General features: G+C 72.5%; 12 protein-coding genes and 1 riboswitch. Of the genes, 9 read left to right on the top strand and 3 right to left on the bottom strand.

What is annotated here, in order from left to right; translation table 11 throughout:
* Positions 1 to 104: 104 nt before the first annotated feature.
* The 3 genes from QIS96_RS35845 (at position 105) to QIS96_RS35835 (ending at position 2,955) form a co-directional block, all read left to right on the top strand.
* The gene (locus QIS96_RS35845; protein WP_282547051.1) at positions 105 to 707 is read left to right on the top strand and encodes a TetR/AcrR family transcriptional regulator; all 603 of its coding nucleotides are present in this window, start codon (positions 105 to 107) and stop codon (positions 705 to 707) included.
* A gap of 37 nt (positions 708 to 744) precedes the next feature.
* Positions 745 to 1,365 carry an L-threonylcarbamoyladenylate synthase gene (locus QIS96_RS35840; RefSeq protein ID WP_282547050.1) on the top strand — a complete coding sequence of 207 codons (621 nt, stop codon included), beginning with the start codon at positions 745 to 747 and terminating at the stop codon, positions 1,363 to 1,365.
* Between the two features lie 135 nt (positions 1,366 to 1,500).
* The gene (locus QIS96_RS35835) at positions 1,501 to 2,955 is read left to right on the top strand and encodes a glyceraldehyde-3-phosphate dehydrogenase (protein ID WP_282547049.1); all 1,455 of its coding nucleotides are present in this window, start codon (positions 1,501 to 1,503) and stop codon (positions 2,953 to 2,955) included.
* Positions 2,956 to 3,066: 111 nt separating this feature from the next.
* Here QIS96_RS35835 and QIS96_RS35830 read toward each other — a convergent pair whose 3' ends face one another.
* On the bottom strand, positions 3,067 to 4,644 hold the full coding sequence (locus QIS96_RS35830) for a bifunctional phosphatase PAP2/diacylglycerol kinase family protein (RefSeq protein WP_282547048.1): 1,578 nt from the start codon (positions 4,642 to 4,644) through the stop codon (positions 3,067 to 3,069).
* Between the two features lie 174 nt (positions 4,645 to 4,818).
* On the opposite strand from QIS96_RS35830, the gene QIS96_RS35825 reads away from it, so the two are divergent.
* From QIS96_RS35825 to QIS96_RS35805, 5 genes are all read left to right on the top strand, one after another.
* Positions 4,819 to 5,526, top strand: coding sequence for a response regulator transcription factor (locus QIS96_RS35825; protein ID WP_282547047.1), 708 nt, complete (start codon positions 4,819 to 4,821; stop codon positions 5,524 to 5,526).
* Between the two features lie 61 nt (positions 5,527 to 5,587).
* Positions 5,588 to 5,774: riboswitch (cobalamin riboswitch) on the top strand.
* Positions 5,775 to 5,803: 29 nt separating this feature from the next.
* Positions 5,804 to 6,514 carry an energy-coupling factor ABC transporter permease gene (locus tag QIS96_RS35820; RefSeq protein WP_282547046.1) on the top strand — a complete coding sequence of 237 codons (711 nt, stop codon included), beginning with the start codon at positions 5,804 to 5,806 and terminating at the stop codon, positions 6,512 to 6,514.
* Entirely contained in the window at positions 6,514 to 6,906 is a 393-nt protein-coding gene (locus QIS96_RS35815; RefSeq protein ID WP_282547045.1) for an energy-coupling factor ABC transporter substrate-binding protein, read from the top strand. The genes QIS96_RS35820 and QIS96_RS35815 overlap by 1 nt, the downstream gene beginning before the upstream one ends.
* 6 nt (positions 6,907 to 6,912) lie before the next feature.
* Positions 6,913 to 7,662, top strand: coding sequence for a cobalt ECF transporter T component CbiQ (cbiQ, locus tag QIS96_RS35810; protein WP_282547044.1), 750 nt, complete (start codon positions 6,913 to 6,915; stop codon positions 7,660 to 7,662).
* Complete coding sequence (locus QIS96_RS35805; protein ID WP_282547043.1) at positions 7,659 to 8,498, top strand: energy-coupling factor ABC transporter ATP-binding protein; 840 nt, start codon at positions 7,659 to 7,661, stop codon at positions 8,496 to 8,498. Before cbiQ ends, QIS96_RS35805 begins: the two co-directional genes overlap by 4 nt.
* A 745-nt stretch (positions 8,499 to 9,243) precedes the next feature.
* Here the strand turns inward: QIS96_RS35805 and QIS96_RS35800 are convergent.
* The gene (locus tag QIS96_RS35800; RefSeq protein ID WP_282547042.1) at positions 9,244 to 10,599 is read right to left on the bottom strand and encodes a DUF3100 domain-containing protein; all 1,356 of its coding nucleotides are present in this window, start codon (positions 10,597 to 10,599) and stop codon (positions 9,244 to 9,246) included.
* Positions 10,599 to 11,819, bottom strand: a complete 1,221-nt coding sequence (locus QIS96_RS35795; protein WP_282547041.1) for a M20 family metallopeptidase — start codon at positions 11,817 to 11,819, stop codon at positions 10,599 to 10,601. The genes QIS96_RS35800 and QIS96_RS35795 overlap by 1 nt, the downstream gene beginning before the upstream one ends.
* Before the next feature lie 90 nt (positions 11,820 to 11,909).
* On the opposite strand from QIS96_RS35795, the gene QIS96_RS35790 reads away from it, so the two are divergent.
* Positions 11,910 to 12,950 (top strand): Lrp/AsnC family transcriptional regulator, encoded by a 1,041-nt coding sequence (locus QIS96_RS35790; protein WP_282547040.1) that lies wholly within the window; start codon positions 11,910 to 11,912, stop codon positions 12,948 to 12,950.
* Positions 12,951 to 13,039: the final 89 nt, after the last annotated feature.

Raw genomic sequence — 13,039 nt, 5'->3', positions numbered from 1 at the left:
CAATAGCTCCCGACCAGTGTGGTCGCGCCGCCGAATCGCCGTCAAGGACGTACGGCCGGAACATCCCGGACGGCTCCGGGAGCGCGTCGAGTACGGTCCTTGCCATGCCAGCGAACCGCAGCGCACGCACCCGCCGCCGGCTGAGCACCGAGGAGCGCCGCGAGCAGCTGCTCGCGGTCGGCTCGCGGCTCTTCGCGCGCAGCCCGTACGACGACGTATGGATAGAGGAGGTCGCCGAGATCGCGGGCGTCTCGCGCGGCCTGCTCTACCACTACTTCCCGACGAAACGGGAGTTCTTCGCCGCCGTCGTACGGCACGAGAGCGAGCGCATGCTGCGGCTGACCGCGGCCGTGCCGGGCCGCCCGCTGCGCGAGCAGATCGACGCGGGCATCGACCTGTTCCTCTCCTACGTCGAGCAGCACGCCGAGGGCTTCCGCGCCTTTCACCGCGCCGAGGCGGCTGGCGATCCGACGGTGCGCGAGGTGTACCGGGCGAGCCTCGCCGCGCAGGAGCAGCAGATCCTCGGGGCCCTCGCGGAGTCCCGCCCGTCCGCTGCGCCGGGCGGCCCGGCGCTGCGGCTCGCGGTGCGCGGCTGGCTGGCGTTCCTGGTGACGGTCTGCCTGGACTGGCTGGACGAGCCGGATCTCGGCCGCGACGAGGTGCGGGAGCTGTGCGCCCGTACGCTCCTCGGCGCGATCAGCGAGTGAGGGCTCGCGCGCGGCCCCGATCCCATACGCTCGGCCAATGGCGAAGTACTTCGACGTGCACCCCGACAATCCGCAGCGGCGCATCATCGGCAACGTGGCGGACGACATCCGCTCCGGAGCCCTGGTCGCCTACCCGACGGACTCCTGTTACGCCCTCGGCTGCCAGCTCGGCAACCGTGAGGGCATCGGCCGCATCCGCTCGATCCGCAACCTCGACGAGCGCCACCACTTCACCCTGGTCTGCGAGAACTTCGCGCAGCTCGGCCAGTTCGTCTACTTCGACAACGACGTGTTCCGGGCGATCAAGGCGGCCACCCCCGGCAGCTACACCTTCATCCTGCCCGCGACGAAGGAGGTGCCGCGCCAGCTGATGCACCCGAAGAAGAAGACGGTGGGCGTGCGCATCCCCGACCACACGGTCACCCAGGCGCTCCTCGCCGAGCTCGGCGAACCGCTGCTCTCCAGCACGCTGTTGCTGCCCGACGAGGAGGAGCCGCTAACGCAGGGCTGGGAGATCAAGGAGCGCCTCGACCACGTCGTGGACTCGGTGGTCGACTCCGGTGACTGCGGCACCGAACCGACGACGGTGATCGACTTCTCGGGCGGCGACGCCGAGATCGTCCGCCGCGGAGCGGGCCCCACGACGCTCTTCGAGTAGGCCTCACGAGCACCCTCCCGCGCAGGCCCGTAACCCTGCGGCAAACCAGTGTGAACAGGGACACAAAGGCCGCACGCCGGGCTCGAATGCGGGAGGGTTAGCATATGAGCACCGCCTAGCTCGAAAGATAAAAACGTGACTGTCAACGAGGACTCGTTCACCAACTGGAAAAACCGCGAGGAGATCGCGGAGTCGATGATCCCGATCATCGGGAAGCTGCACCGCGAGCGGGACGTCACCGTCCTGCTGCACAGCCGCTCCTTGGTGAACAAGTCGGTGGTCAGCATCCTGAAGACGCACCGGTTCGCGCGGCAGATCGCGGGCGTGGAGCTCTCGGTCACCGAGACGCTGCCGTTCCTGCAGGCGCTCACCACGCTCGACCTCGGCCCCTCCCAGGTCGACATCGGCCTGCTCGCCGAGGCGTACGGCGCTGACGACCGCGGTCTGTCGGTCGAGGAGTTCACCGCCGAAGCCGTCGCGGGCGCCACCGGCGCGAACAAGATCGAGCGCGGCGACGGCCGGGACGTCGTCCTGTACGGCTTCGGCCGCATCGGCCGCCTCGTCGCCCGGCTCCTCATCGAGAAGGCCGGCTCCGGCAACGGCCTGCGCCTGCGCGCCATCGTCGTGCGCGGCGGCGGCGACCGGGCCGCCGAAGACATCGTGAAGCGCGCCTCGCTGCTGCGCCGCGACTCGATCCACGGCCAGTTCCAGGGCACGATCACCGTCGACGAGGCGAACAGCACGATCGTCGCCAACGGCAACGAGATCAAGGTGATCTACGCCAACGACCCGTCCGAGGTCGACTACACGGCGTACGGCATCAAGGACGCCATCCTCATCGACAACACGGGCAAGTGGCGGGACCGCGAGGGCCTCTCCAAGCACCTGCGGCCGGGCATCGACAAGGTCGTCCTGACCGCCCCCGGCAAGGGCGACGTCCCGAACATCGTGCACGGCGTCAACCACGACATGATCAAGCCGGACGAGCAGATCCTGTCCTGCGCGTCCTGCACGACCAACGCGATCGTGCCGCCGCTGAAGGCGATGGACGACGAGTACGGCGTCCTGCGCGGTCACGTCGAGACGGTGCACTCGTTCACCAACGACCAGAACCTGCTGGACAATTACCACAAGGCCGACCGCCGTGGCCGCTCCGCGCCGCTCAACATGGTGATCACGGAGACGGGCGCCGCCTCGGCCGTCGCGAAGGCCCTGCCGGACCTGAAGGCGCCGATCACCGGCTCCTCGATCCGCGTGCCCGTGCCGGACGTCTCGATCGCGATCCTCAGCCTGCGCCTGGGCCGCGAGACCAACCGCGAAGAGGTCCTGGAGTACCTGCGCGACGTCTCGCTGAACTCGCCGCTGAAGCGCCAGATCGACTTCACGACCGCGCCGGACGCCGTCTCCATGGACTTCGTCGGCTCGCGCCACTCCTCGATCGTCGACGCCGGCGCCACCAAGGTCGACGGCGACAACGCGATCCTCTACCTCTGGTACGACAACGAGTTCGGCTACTCGTGCCAGGTCATCCGCGTCGTCCAGCACGTCTCGGGCGTCGAGTACCCGACGTACCCGGCCCCGGCCGCCTGACCTTTCGGCTGAGGCAGTCTCAACTCAGGCCGCTTCGGCTCGGGTTGCCAGGCGTCACACCGCCCGGTCCGCCGTTCCCTCCGAGGGGCGGCGGGCCGGGCGGTGCGCGTTTCACGTACCGGAGTGCTCGGGCTGGTCCAGGTCCGGCGGCGCGGCAAGGGGCCGGTACACCGTCAGGGACTCCGGCAGCTTGTCGACGCGGAAGGCCCGCGGGGCGGCGACGACCTCCCCGTCGTACGCCATGCGTGTGCCCTCGGCCAGGCTCGACACCAGGAGCCGGGGCACATGCGCGGCCGCGTACGTGCGGGTCCTGGCCACCCCGCCGACCAGGGCGGTGGCGAGCAGGCGGGTGCGGGCGAGGCGGCCGGCGTGCGCGATGCGGATGTCGAGCAGCCCGTCGGCGAGGTCGTGGCGGCGGACCGGGGTGATGCCGAGGCTGCGGTAGACGCCGTTGCCGGCGAAGAGCAGCCACATGGCGCGGCGGCGGCCGTTCACCACGGCCCGCATCGGGTGCGCGGTGCGCAGGATCCTCGCGATGCCGAGGAGCGTCGCGGCGGGCCCGCCGATCCGCGGCGACCAGTGCTCGCGGTGGCGGACGAGCTCCGGGTACGCGCCGAGGCTGAACGTGTTGAGGAAGTACGCAGGTTCGGCCGCCCCGGCCTCCGCCTCCGCCGCCGCGGACGGGTCGGTGAGCGGGGTGACGCGGCCCACGTCGACGCGTACGGCCTGGCCGGTGGCGAGCGCCGCGCAGGCGTCCGGGACCGTGTCGACGCCCAGGTCGGACGCGAAGTGGTTGAACGTGCCGCCGGGCAGCACGAGCAGCGGCACCCCGTACCTGAGCGCGGGCTCGACGGCCGCGTTGACCGTGCCGTCGCCGCCGCACACGCCGAGCACCCCGCCCTTGCGGGCCGCGTCCTCGGCCGCGGCCGCCAGGACCTCGGGCAGCGGCCCGCTCTTCTCGTCGTGCAGGACCACCTCCGCCTGCGGCAGGAGAGACTTCAACTGGCGTACGGGGTCGAGGAGTTGAGGCTGCGCTCCGGACGAGGGGTTGACGACGACGTACAGGCCGTCGCCGTCCGGGAGCGCCGGGGCGTCCACCTGCCGGCGGGCGGGCGGCGGCAGCTGGTCGCGCGAGGGCACGAGGCCGCGTACGGCGAAAGCGGCGGTCACACCGAGGGCGGCGCCGACCAGCACGTCGCTCGGGTAGTGCACCCCGGTGTAGATGCGGGAGAACGCGACGGAGAACGCCACCGGGGCCAGGGCAGAGCCCCAGCCACGCGACTCCAGCGCCGCACCCGCCGCGAACGCGGCCGCGGAGGCCGAGTGGCCGGAGGGGAAACTGCTGGTCAGCGGCTGGTGCGGCAGGTGCCGGATGACGGGCACGGCGTCGAGGACGGGGCGGGAGCGGCGCACCGCGCCCTTGCCGAGGGTGTTCACGGTCGCCGAGGCGAGGGCGAGCGAGGCGATGCCCCGCACGGCGGCCCTGCGCCCGCGCGCCCCGCCGAGCGCCCACATGCCGACGGCCGCGCCGCCCCACAGGAGCCCGTGGTTCGCGGCCCGGCTCAGCCGTGGGAGCACGGGCTCGGCGGCCGGCCAGGACCGCACCGCGACCTGCCGGAACACGGCGTGGTCGGCGTGCCGGAGGAGGCTGCGCAGGGAGCGGACGGAGCGGTACGCGGTGGTGGCCATGCCTCCTTGATACCCGGCGGCCGCGGTCCCGTCTCCGTCAGGCGGTCGAACGGCCGGACCCCCGGCACGTTCCGGGCCCGTGGCACGTTCCGGGCCCCGATGGACAGATCGGGTGCGGAGCACGGAGGCTGGCCGCAGCACCGCACCCACTCGACCCGAGGAGCCCGCGCCCCTGTGTCCCTGTCCCGCTCCCCCGGCCCCGGCCCCGGCCCCGGCCCCGTGCGCATCCTGCTCGCCGACGACCACGCGCTCGTACGCCGAGGAGTGCGGCTCATCCTCGACAGCGAGCCGGATCTGACGGTGGTCGCGGAGGCCGGGGACGGCGCCGAGGCCGTCGAGCGGGCCCGCGCCGACGCCCCCGACCTGGCGATCCTCGACATCGCGATGCCGCGCCTCACCGGACTGCAGGCGGCGCGCGAGCTGGCCCGGCTGTGCCCGGAGACCCGCGTTCTGATCCTGACGATGTACGACAACGAGCAGTACTTCTTCGAGGCGCTGCGGGCCGGGGCCTGCGGCTATGTCCTCAAGTCGGTCGCGGACCGCGATCTCGTCGAGGCCTGCCGGGCGGCGATGCGGGACGAGCCGTTCATCTACCCGGGCACGGTCAACACCCTGATCCGGAACCTCCTCGACCGCGCGAAGAACAGCGGCGGCGGGGGCGGCGTGGACCTTCCGCCGAGGACGAAGGCGATCACGGACCGCGAGGAGGAGGTCCTCAAGCTGGTCGCCGAGGGCCACACCTCGCAGCAGATCGCGGACCTGCTCGTCATCAGTCCCAAGACCGTCGAACGCCACCGCGCCAACCTGCTGCAGAAACTCGGCCTGCGCGACCGCCTCGAACTCACCCGGTACGCGATCCGCTCCGGCCTCATCGAACCCTGAGCGGGCGGCCGGGCCTCGGAGTGGGGCCGGGACCTGCTGTTGTCAACCTCGCTGCCAGGCAATATGGTCACCACGCCTTGGTGTTCGGGAAATCCGGTGTGATGCCGGTGCGGCCCTCGCCACTGTGATCGGGAAGTCCGGCTCCGGCCCTTCGGGGCAGCCACTGGGTGCGTCAGCGCGCCCGGGAAGGCGGAGTCCGGGCGGTACGACCCGTCAGCCAGGAGACCGGCCAAGGCACGTTGCCATCCACGAGGTGCTGGAGAGGGTCTGCTGAGCCATGCACATAGCCGAAGGTTTTCTGCCACCGGCACACGCGATCGCCTGGAGCGTCGCGTCCGCCCCGTTCGTCGTCCAGGGGGTGCGCTCGCTCACCCGTGAGGTCAGAGAACACCCCGAGAGCACGCTGCTCCTCGGCGCGTCCGGCGCCTTCACTTTCGTCCTGTCCGCCCTGAAAATCCCCTCGGTGACGGGCAGTTGCTCGCATCCGACGGGCACCGGGCTCGGAGCGATCCTGTTCCGCCCGCCGATCATGGCCGTACTCGGCACGATCACCCTGCTCTTCCAGGCGCTGCTGCTCGCCCACGGCGGCCTCACCACCCTCGGCGCCAACGTGTTCTCCCTCGCGGTCGTCGGACCCTGGGCCGGGTACGGCACGTACCGCCTGCTCAAGCGGTACGAAGTGCCGCTGATGGTCGCCGTGTTCTGCGGCGCGTTCGTCGCGGACCTGTCGACGTACTGCGTCACCAGCGTCCAGCTCGCCCTGGCATTCCCCGACCCGGGCACCGGATTCCTGGGCGCCCTGGCCAAGTTCGGCTCGATCTTCGCCGTCACGCAGATCCCGCTCGCGGTGAGCGAGGGCCTGCTCACCGTCCTGGTGATGCGGCTCCTGAAGCAGTCCAGCAAGGGTGAACTCGTCCGGCTCGGCGTGCTGTCGAAGCGCAAGCAGCAGCAGTCGGCGACCGAGGTCGGGACGGGGGCCGGCGCCTGATGAGCCGGAACGCCAAGATCAATACGCTGCTGCTGCTCGCCGTGGCCGCCCTCGCGGTGCTGCCCCTGGCCCTCGGGCTCGGCGACCACAAGAAGGAGCCGTTCACGGGCTCCGACGCCCAGGCCGAGAACGCCGTCACCGAACTCGACCCGGAGTACGAGCCCTGGTTCTCGCCGCTCTACGAACCGCCGTCGGGGGAAGTCGAGTCGGCCCTGTTCGCGCTGCAGGCGGCGGTCGGCGCGGGCGTCCTCGCGTACTACTTCGGGCTGCGCAGGGGGCGGCGTCAGGGCGAGGAACGGGCGGCGGCTCGGGCGACGGCGCGGGGGGAGGCTCGGGCGGAGGCGCACGATGCGCAGGGCGGCTCCGGCCGGTCCGAGGCCGAGGAGTCCTGAGGCCCTGTGCTGCCCATCGACGCGGCGGCGCACAGCAGTTGCTGGCGCCGCCGCCATCCCCTGGACAAGGCCGTGCTCGGACTCGGCCTCACCGTGCTCGCCGTCTCCCTGCCGCCGTGGCCCGGCGCCGCCCTGGTCCTGGTCGCCGCACTCGTGCTGCTGCTCGGCCCGGCCCGGGTGCCGGCCCGCAAACTGTGGCGCGCGTACCGTATCCCGCTCGGGTTCTGCGTCACCGGCGCGCTGAGCCTCCTCGTCCAAGTCGGCGGCCCCGAGGGGCTGTTGAGCCTCGCGGACGACGGTCCCGTACGCGCCGGCGAACTGCTCCTGCGCACCTCGGCGGCCTCGCTCGGAGTGCTGCTCCTGGCATTCACCACGCCCATGTCGGACCTGCTGCCCCGCCTGGTCAGGGCCGGGGTGCCGGCGCCGGTGGTGGACGTGGCGCTAGTGACGTACCGGATGAGCTTTCTGCTCCTCGACTCCATGAGCCGTGTCCGGCAGGCGCAGGCCGCCCGGCTCGGCCACAGCACGCGGGCGGCGACCTGGCGCTCCCTCGCGGGTCTCGGCGCGACGGCGTTCGTGCGGGCCTTCGACCGGGCGAGCCGGCTTCAGGCGGGGCTCGCCGGGCGCGGGTACGACGGGACGCTGCACGTCCTCGTGCCCGACGTGCGGGTCTCGCGCCGCTTCGTAGCCGCCTCGCTCGCTCTTCTGCTCGGCCTCACGGCCCTCACTCTCGTACTGGAAAGGCTGCTGCCATGAGCGTGCCCCTGGTCTCCCTGCGGGGCGCCCGCTACGCCTACGAGGACGGCCCGACCGTGCTCGACGGGCTCGACTTCGACGTCGCCGAGGGCCGCGCCCTCGCCCTGCTCGGCCGCAACGGCAGCGGCAAGACCACGCTGATGCGGCTGCTCAGCGGCGGACTGCGCCCGGACGCCGGGCAGTTGAGCGTCGACGGAACCCCGGTGACGTACGACCGGAAGGGGCTGCTTCGGCTGCGCACCAGCGTCCAGCTGGTCGTGCAGGATCCGGACGACCAGCTGTTCGCGGCGTCCGTCGCGCAGGACGTGTCGTTCGGGCCGCTCAACCTGGGGCTGCCCGAGCCGGAGGTGCGGGCCCGGGTCGCCGAGGCCCTGGCGGCGCTCGACATCGCCCGGCTCGCGGACCGGCCCACGCATCTGCTGTCGTACGGGCAGCGCAAGCGCGCCGCCATCGCCGGGGCCGTGGCGATGCGGCCGCGCGTGCTGATCCTCGACGAGCCCACGGCCGGGCTCGACCCCGACGGGCAGGAGCGGCTCCTCGACACGCTGTCGCGGCTACGGGCTTCCGGCACGACCGTGGTCATGGCCACCCACGACGTGGACCTCGCCCTGCGCTGGGCCGACGACGCGGCCCTGCTCACCCCGTCCGGCGCCCGCACGGGCCCTGCCCCGGCGCTCCTGTCCCGCCACCAACTGCTCGCCGAGGCGGGGTTGCGGCTGCCTTGGGGCGTGGCGGTGGAGGGGGTGTTGCGGGCGCGGGGGTTGGCGCCGGTGGACGGTGAACTCCCGCGTACGGCTGAGGAGTTGGTGCAGCTGCTGGGGGTACGGAGGGTTTGATCTTCCCCACCCCGCCCCTTCCCGAAAGTCCTCAGCGGACAACTCCGGGGGCTGCGCCCCCGGCCCCCGCGCCCCGGGGCTGCCGCCCCTGGACCCCGCCTCGGGGGCCGGCCCCCGGACCCCCGCCCCTCAAACGCCGGAGGGGCTGATTTTGCGGGCTGGGGTTGGTTTCAGCCCCGCTAGGGGCTCGCTTTTAGGGCGCGGGGAACTGCGCGACCAGCCACGACGAAGCGCGCAGCCGAACAACGGCCCGGGGGCCCGGGGCGCAGCCCCAAGCGGGGTCCAGGGGCGGCAACCCCAAGCAGGTCCGGGGAGCGGGAGCCCCGAGCAGGGTCCAGGGACGGCACCCCCGGGGCAAGGGAATGGGGGCGGCACCCCCGGGCGGGGTCCAGGGGCGGCAGCCCCGGGCAGGGTAACGAGGGGCGGCAGCACCCGAAAGCGAGGTCGGGACCGAAGCCCCGGGCGAGGCCCAGGGGCGGCAACCCCAAGCAGGGTCCAGGGGTGGCACCCCCGGGGCAGGGGGACGGCGGCGGCAACCCCAAGCTGGGCAACGGGGCGGCAGCCCCGAGCAGGGTCCAGGGGCAGCAGCCCTCGGAAGCGGGGGCCGGGGGTGCACCCCCGGAGCTGTCCGCCAGGGCTTTCGGGAAGGGGCGGGGAGGGGAGAAAACGGTGGCCGCCCCCGGCGCGGGGCCGTACGTGGGGTACGGGCGCGCCGGGGGCGGCTGGGGTGTGACCCGGGTCAGGGTCAGCCGAGGCCGAGGGTGACCTCGGCGATCAGGGTGGACACCACGAACGACGCGGCGAACGACACCAGTCCGACCAGGACGATGCGCCAGCCGACCCGCCGCAGTGTGCCGAAGTCCTTGCCGAGACCGAGCCCCGCGAGGACCAGGACCGGGGTGGTCAGAGCGAGGAACTCGATCGGCTTCAGGAGCGACGAGATCTGCTCGCCGACCGGGGACCAGGGCGAGCTGAGCAGGATGCCGATGGTCGTGACGCCGATGACGGGCGACAGCTTCGTGTACTTCTTCAGCGCGACGGCGACGAGCACCACGGCCGTCATCAGGGCGTAGCCGGCGAGGATCTTCCAGTCGAAGCCCTTGTTGAAGAGGATCGTCGACAGGACCATGCCGCCGACGACCAGCGGAAGGGCGAAGCGGAGCGAGGCCTTCGCCTCGGCAGACGCGGCCGGCACGGCAGGCTCGGCTGCCTCAGCCACCTCGCCGGCCGGGGCCGCCTCAGCCGCCGGCGCCGTCGTCTCCGGCTGCTTCCAGCGGCGGGCCAGAAGCCGGTAGAACCGCTCGGCCATGGGCAGCGCCACGTACATGCCGACGTACAGGCCGAGCAGGCTCGTGATCAGGTTGCTGACCGCGGCCAACGCCAGGATCTGGTCGGCCATTTCGGGGTGCTGGGCCGCGATCGCCGCCGACGAGGCCGCCATCACGGAGCCGGAGCCGACGCCGGTGCCCATGGCGAGGGCGAGCGGGTCGAAGACGCCGGTGCCCGCGAGGAACGAGGCGAGCAGGGTGACGTAGAGGCCGCCGACGATGGTGCCGAAGACGTACATCGACAGGACGCCGCGGTATTCGTCGGAGTCGGCGCCGTAGCGCTCGGAGACGATGGCGAAGGAGCCCTCGCGGTCGATGGAGAAGCACGCGCCCACCGCCGGGCGGCCCATGCGCAGGAGTACGGCGAGCGGCAGCGAGAAGATCACCGTGCCGAAGAGGTGCCCGAGCTCCTGCAGGAGCAGCGCCGGGCCGGCGTCGGCGAGCACCGGCAGGTTCTCGCCGACGAGGAAGCTGAGCCGGACGCTGAGCAGCAGGATGCCGACCTGGACGGTCTGCGTGGCGAGCTGCTGTGCCCGGACCGGCAGCGGCTTGACCTTCTGGATGCTGACGACGCCGCCGATGAGGATGCCCCAGACCAGCGGGTGCAGGGTCACCTCGCCGACGCCGAGGTTCAGGGTGTGCGGGCCGATCAGCTCGGCGAGCGCGGTCAGCACCAGGGCGGTGACGACGAGCGGCGCGTACGAGGCGAGGCGGGACTTCGTCGCGTTCGTCTCGGGCGCTCTGCGGGGTGTGGGTGTGGTCGTCGTGGTCATCACCGGCTCCGGTTCGGGGTGGTGGCGGCGCGCTCGCGCTGCTCGGCGAGGAGTTCGCCGCGCAGGGCCTCGTCCTGGGCTACGGAGACGGCGGTGAGCGCCATCGCGGTGGCGCCGTCGACGACGGTGGCGTCGGCCTCGGCGCTGACGGCGTCCCGGGCGAAGCCGTGGGTGTGCGGGGGGTTCTCGCTGCCGCGTACGGCGATCATCGGGTGGATGCTGGGCAGCAGCTGGGAGACGTTGCCCATGTCCGTGGAGCCGCCGCTGAGCGGGGAGCGCTGGGCGATCGGGCGGCCGACGCGGTCGAGTGCGTCGGCGTAGCGGTCGCCGATGCGGGCGTCCTGCTGCAGGGGCGCGTACTCCGGCTCGGTCTCCTCCAGTTCGAGGGTGCAGCCGGTGGCGAGGGCGCCCGCCTCGAAGCAGGCGAGGACCCGGGCGTGCAGGTTGCGCTGGGCTTCGAGGTCGAACTCGCGGACCTCGAAGTCGACGACCGTGCGCTCGGGGATGATGTTGGTGGCCTGGCCGCCCTCGCGTACGAACGCGGCGACGCGGGCGGTGGCGGGCAGCTGCTGGCGGAGCAGGCCGAGCGCGACCTGGGTGACGACCGCCGCGTCGGCGGCGTTGACGCCGAGCTGGGGTGCGGCGGCGGCGTGCGAGGCCTTGCCGGAGAAGGTGGCGGCCCAGCGGCTCACGCCCTGCGTGGCGGTGTCGGCGGGGTGGGTGTCGGCGTTGCCGGGGTGGACCATCATCGCGAGGGTCAGGTCGTCGAAGAGGCCCGCGTCGATCATCAGGACCTTGCCGCCGCCGTGCTCCTCGGCGGGCGTGCCGAGGACCTTCACGGTGAGGCCGAGCCGGTCCGCGACCTTGGCGAGGGCGAGGCCCGCGCCGAGCGCGGTGGTGGCGATGATGTTGTGGCCGCAGGCGTGGCCGACGTCCGGCAGCGCGTCGTACTCGGCGCAGATGCCGACGACGAGGTCGCCCGTCCCGTACGAGGCCTTGAAGGCGGTGGGCAGGCCCGCGACGCCGCGCTCGACGTCGAAGCCCGCCGCGGCCAGCTCGTCCGCGAGGACGGCGGCGGCCCGGTGCTCCTCGAAGGAGAGCTCGGCGAAGCCGTGGATGTCATGGCTGAGCCCGACGAGTCGGTCGCGGAGTCCGTCGATCTCGGCGATCACGGCATCGCCGATGGTCGCGGTGGTCTCCTGGTCGGCCAGCGTCGTCATGTCGGCCCCCTCGGGTCGTGGCACGTGCGGGTGGTGCCGACCAGAGTGGGACGCGTGCCAGATCGACGGGCGAACATGCATGATTCCGTCATGGAACCGAGAGAATCACTGGATTCCTTCAAGCTCTCCGAGCTGGACCTGGAGATCGTGAACGCGCTGCAGATCAATCCGCGCGCGTCCTGGGCCGCGGTGGGCCGCGCCCTGGACGTGGACGCCTCGACGGCGGCGCGGCGCTGGGCTCGGCTGCAGAGCCACGGGGCGGCGTGGGTGTCGTGCCAGCCGTTGTTCGTACCCGACCCGGCGATGGCCCTGGTGGAGATCATCACCGAGCCGGGCCGGAGCCTGGAGGTGGCGGAGGCGCTGGCCGCGGATCCGCAGGCGATGACGATCGACGTGTCGGCGGGCGCGCGCGACCTCCTTGTGACGGTGGTGTGCGACGACACGGACCAGCTGTCCTGGTACCTCCTGGAGCGGCTCGCCCGGGTACGGCACGTGCTGCGCGTGCAGAGCCACATCCTGGTGAACACGTACACGGACGCGAGCCGCTGGCGGCTGCGGGCGCTCAGCCGGGCGCAGGAGCGGACGCTGCAGGCGAGCCTGCCGAAGCCGCCGAAGGACGGCGGTACGTATCTGCCGACGGCGGCCGACCGGGACCTCGCCGCCGCCCTGTCCGAGGACGGCCGGGTCCCGCTGAGCGACCTCGCGCAGCTCAGTGGCAGCAGCGAGAGCACGACCCGGCGCCGCCTCAACCAGCTCATCGGCAACGGCAACCTGCGGCTTCGCTGCGAGCTGGCCCGCGCCCTCACCGGCTGGTCGGTCTCGGAGTGGCTGTTCGCGCGGGTCCCCTCGGACCGGCTCGACGAGGCCGCGGTGACCCTTTCGTCGATCGGCGAGGTGCGGGCGGTCCTCTCGGCGGCGGGGCCGTTCAACCTGCTGATCGCGGTGTGGCTGCGCACCATCAGCGACGGTCAGCGCCTGGAGACGTCGATCATGCGCAAGCTGCCGCACATCGAGGTGGTGGACCGCAGCGTGGTGATACGCCCGTACAAACTGGCGGGCCGCCGCCTGGACCGCCGCGGCTTCTCCACGGGGACGGTGCCGCTGGTCCTGCATCGGCGCCCGGAGATCTGAGGGAGCTCCGGGGGAACGTGAGGGGCGCGGCCTGGGTGGTGGCGGGCGCACACGTGGCGGGCGCACACGTGGCGGGCGCACACGTGGCG

The sequence above is a fragment of the Streptomyces cavernicola genome, assembly GCF_029968035.1.
GTDB classification, from domain to species: domain Bacteria; phylum Actinomycetota; class Actinomycetes; order Streptomycetales; family Streptomycetaceae; genus Streptomyces; species Streptomyces cavernicola.
Note: the sequence above shows the minus strand (reverse complement) of the source record. Positions and strands in the feature narration are given on the sequence as shown.

Coding starts and splice junctions, on each gene's coding strand:
- QIS96_RS35845 (WP_282547051.1), top strand. CDS start 105: ATGCCAGCGAACCGCAGCGCACGCACCCGCCGCCGGCTGAGCACCGAG.
- QIS96_RS35840 (WP_282547050.1), top strand. CDS start 745: ATGGCGAAGTACTTCGACGTGCACCCCGACAATCCGCAGCGGCGCATC.
- QIS96_RS35830 (WP_282547048.1), bottom strand. CDS start 4,644: ATGGCCACCACCGCGTACCGCTCCGTCCGCTCCCTGCGCAGCCTCCTC.
- QIS96_RS35820 (WP_282547046.1), top strand. CDS start 5,804: ATGCACATAGCCGAAGGTTTTCTGCCACCGGCACACGCGATCGCCTGG.
- QIS96_RS35815 (WP_282547045.1), top strand. CDS start 6,514: ATGAGCCGGAACGCCAAGATCAATACGCTGCTGCTGCTCGCCGTGGCC.
- QIS96_RS35805 (WP_282547043.1), top strand. CDS start 7,659: ATGAGCGTGCCCCTGGTCTCCCTGCGGGGCGCCCGCTACGCCTACGAG.
- QIS96_RS35800 (WP_282547042.1), bottom strand. CDS start 10,599: ATGACCACGACGACCACACCCACACCCCGCAGAGCGCCCGAGACGAAC.
- QIS96_RS35795 (WP_282547041.1), bottom strand. CDS start 11,819: ATGACGACGCTGGCCGACCAGGAGACCACCGCGACCATCGGCGATGCC.
- QIS96_RS35790 (WP_282547040.1), top strand. CDS start 11,910: ATGGAACCGAGAGAATCACTGGATTCCTTCAAGCTCTCCGAGCTGGAC.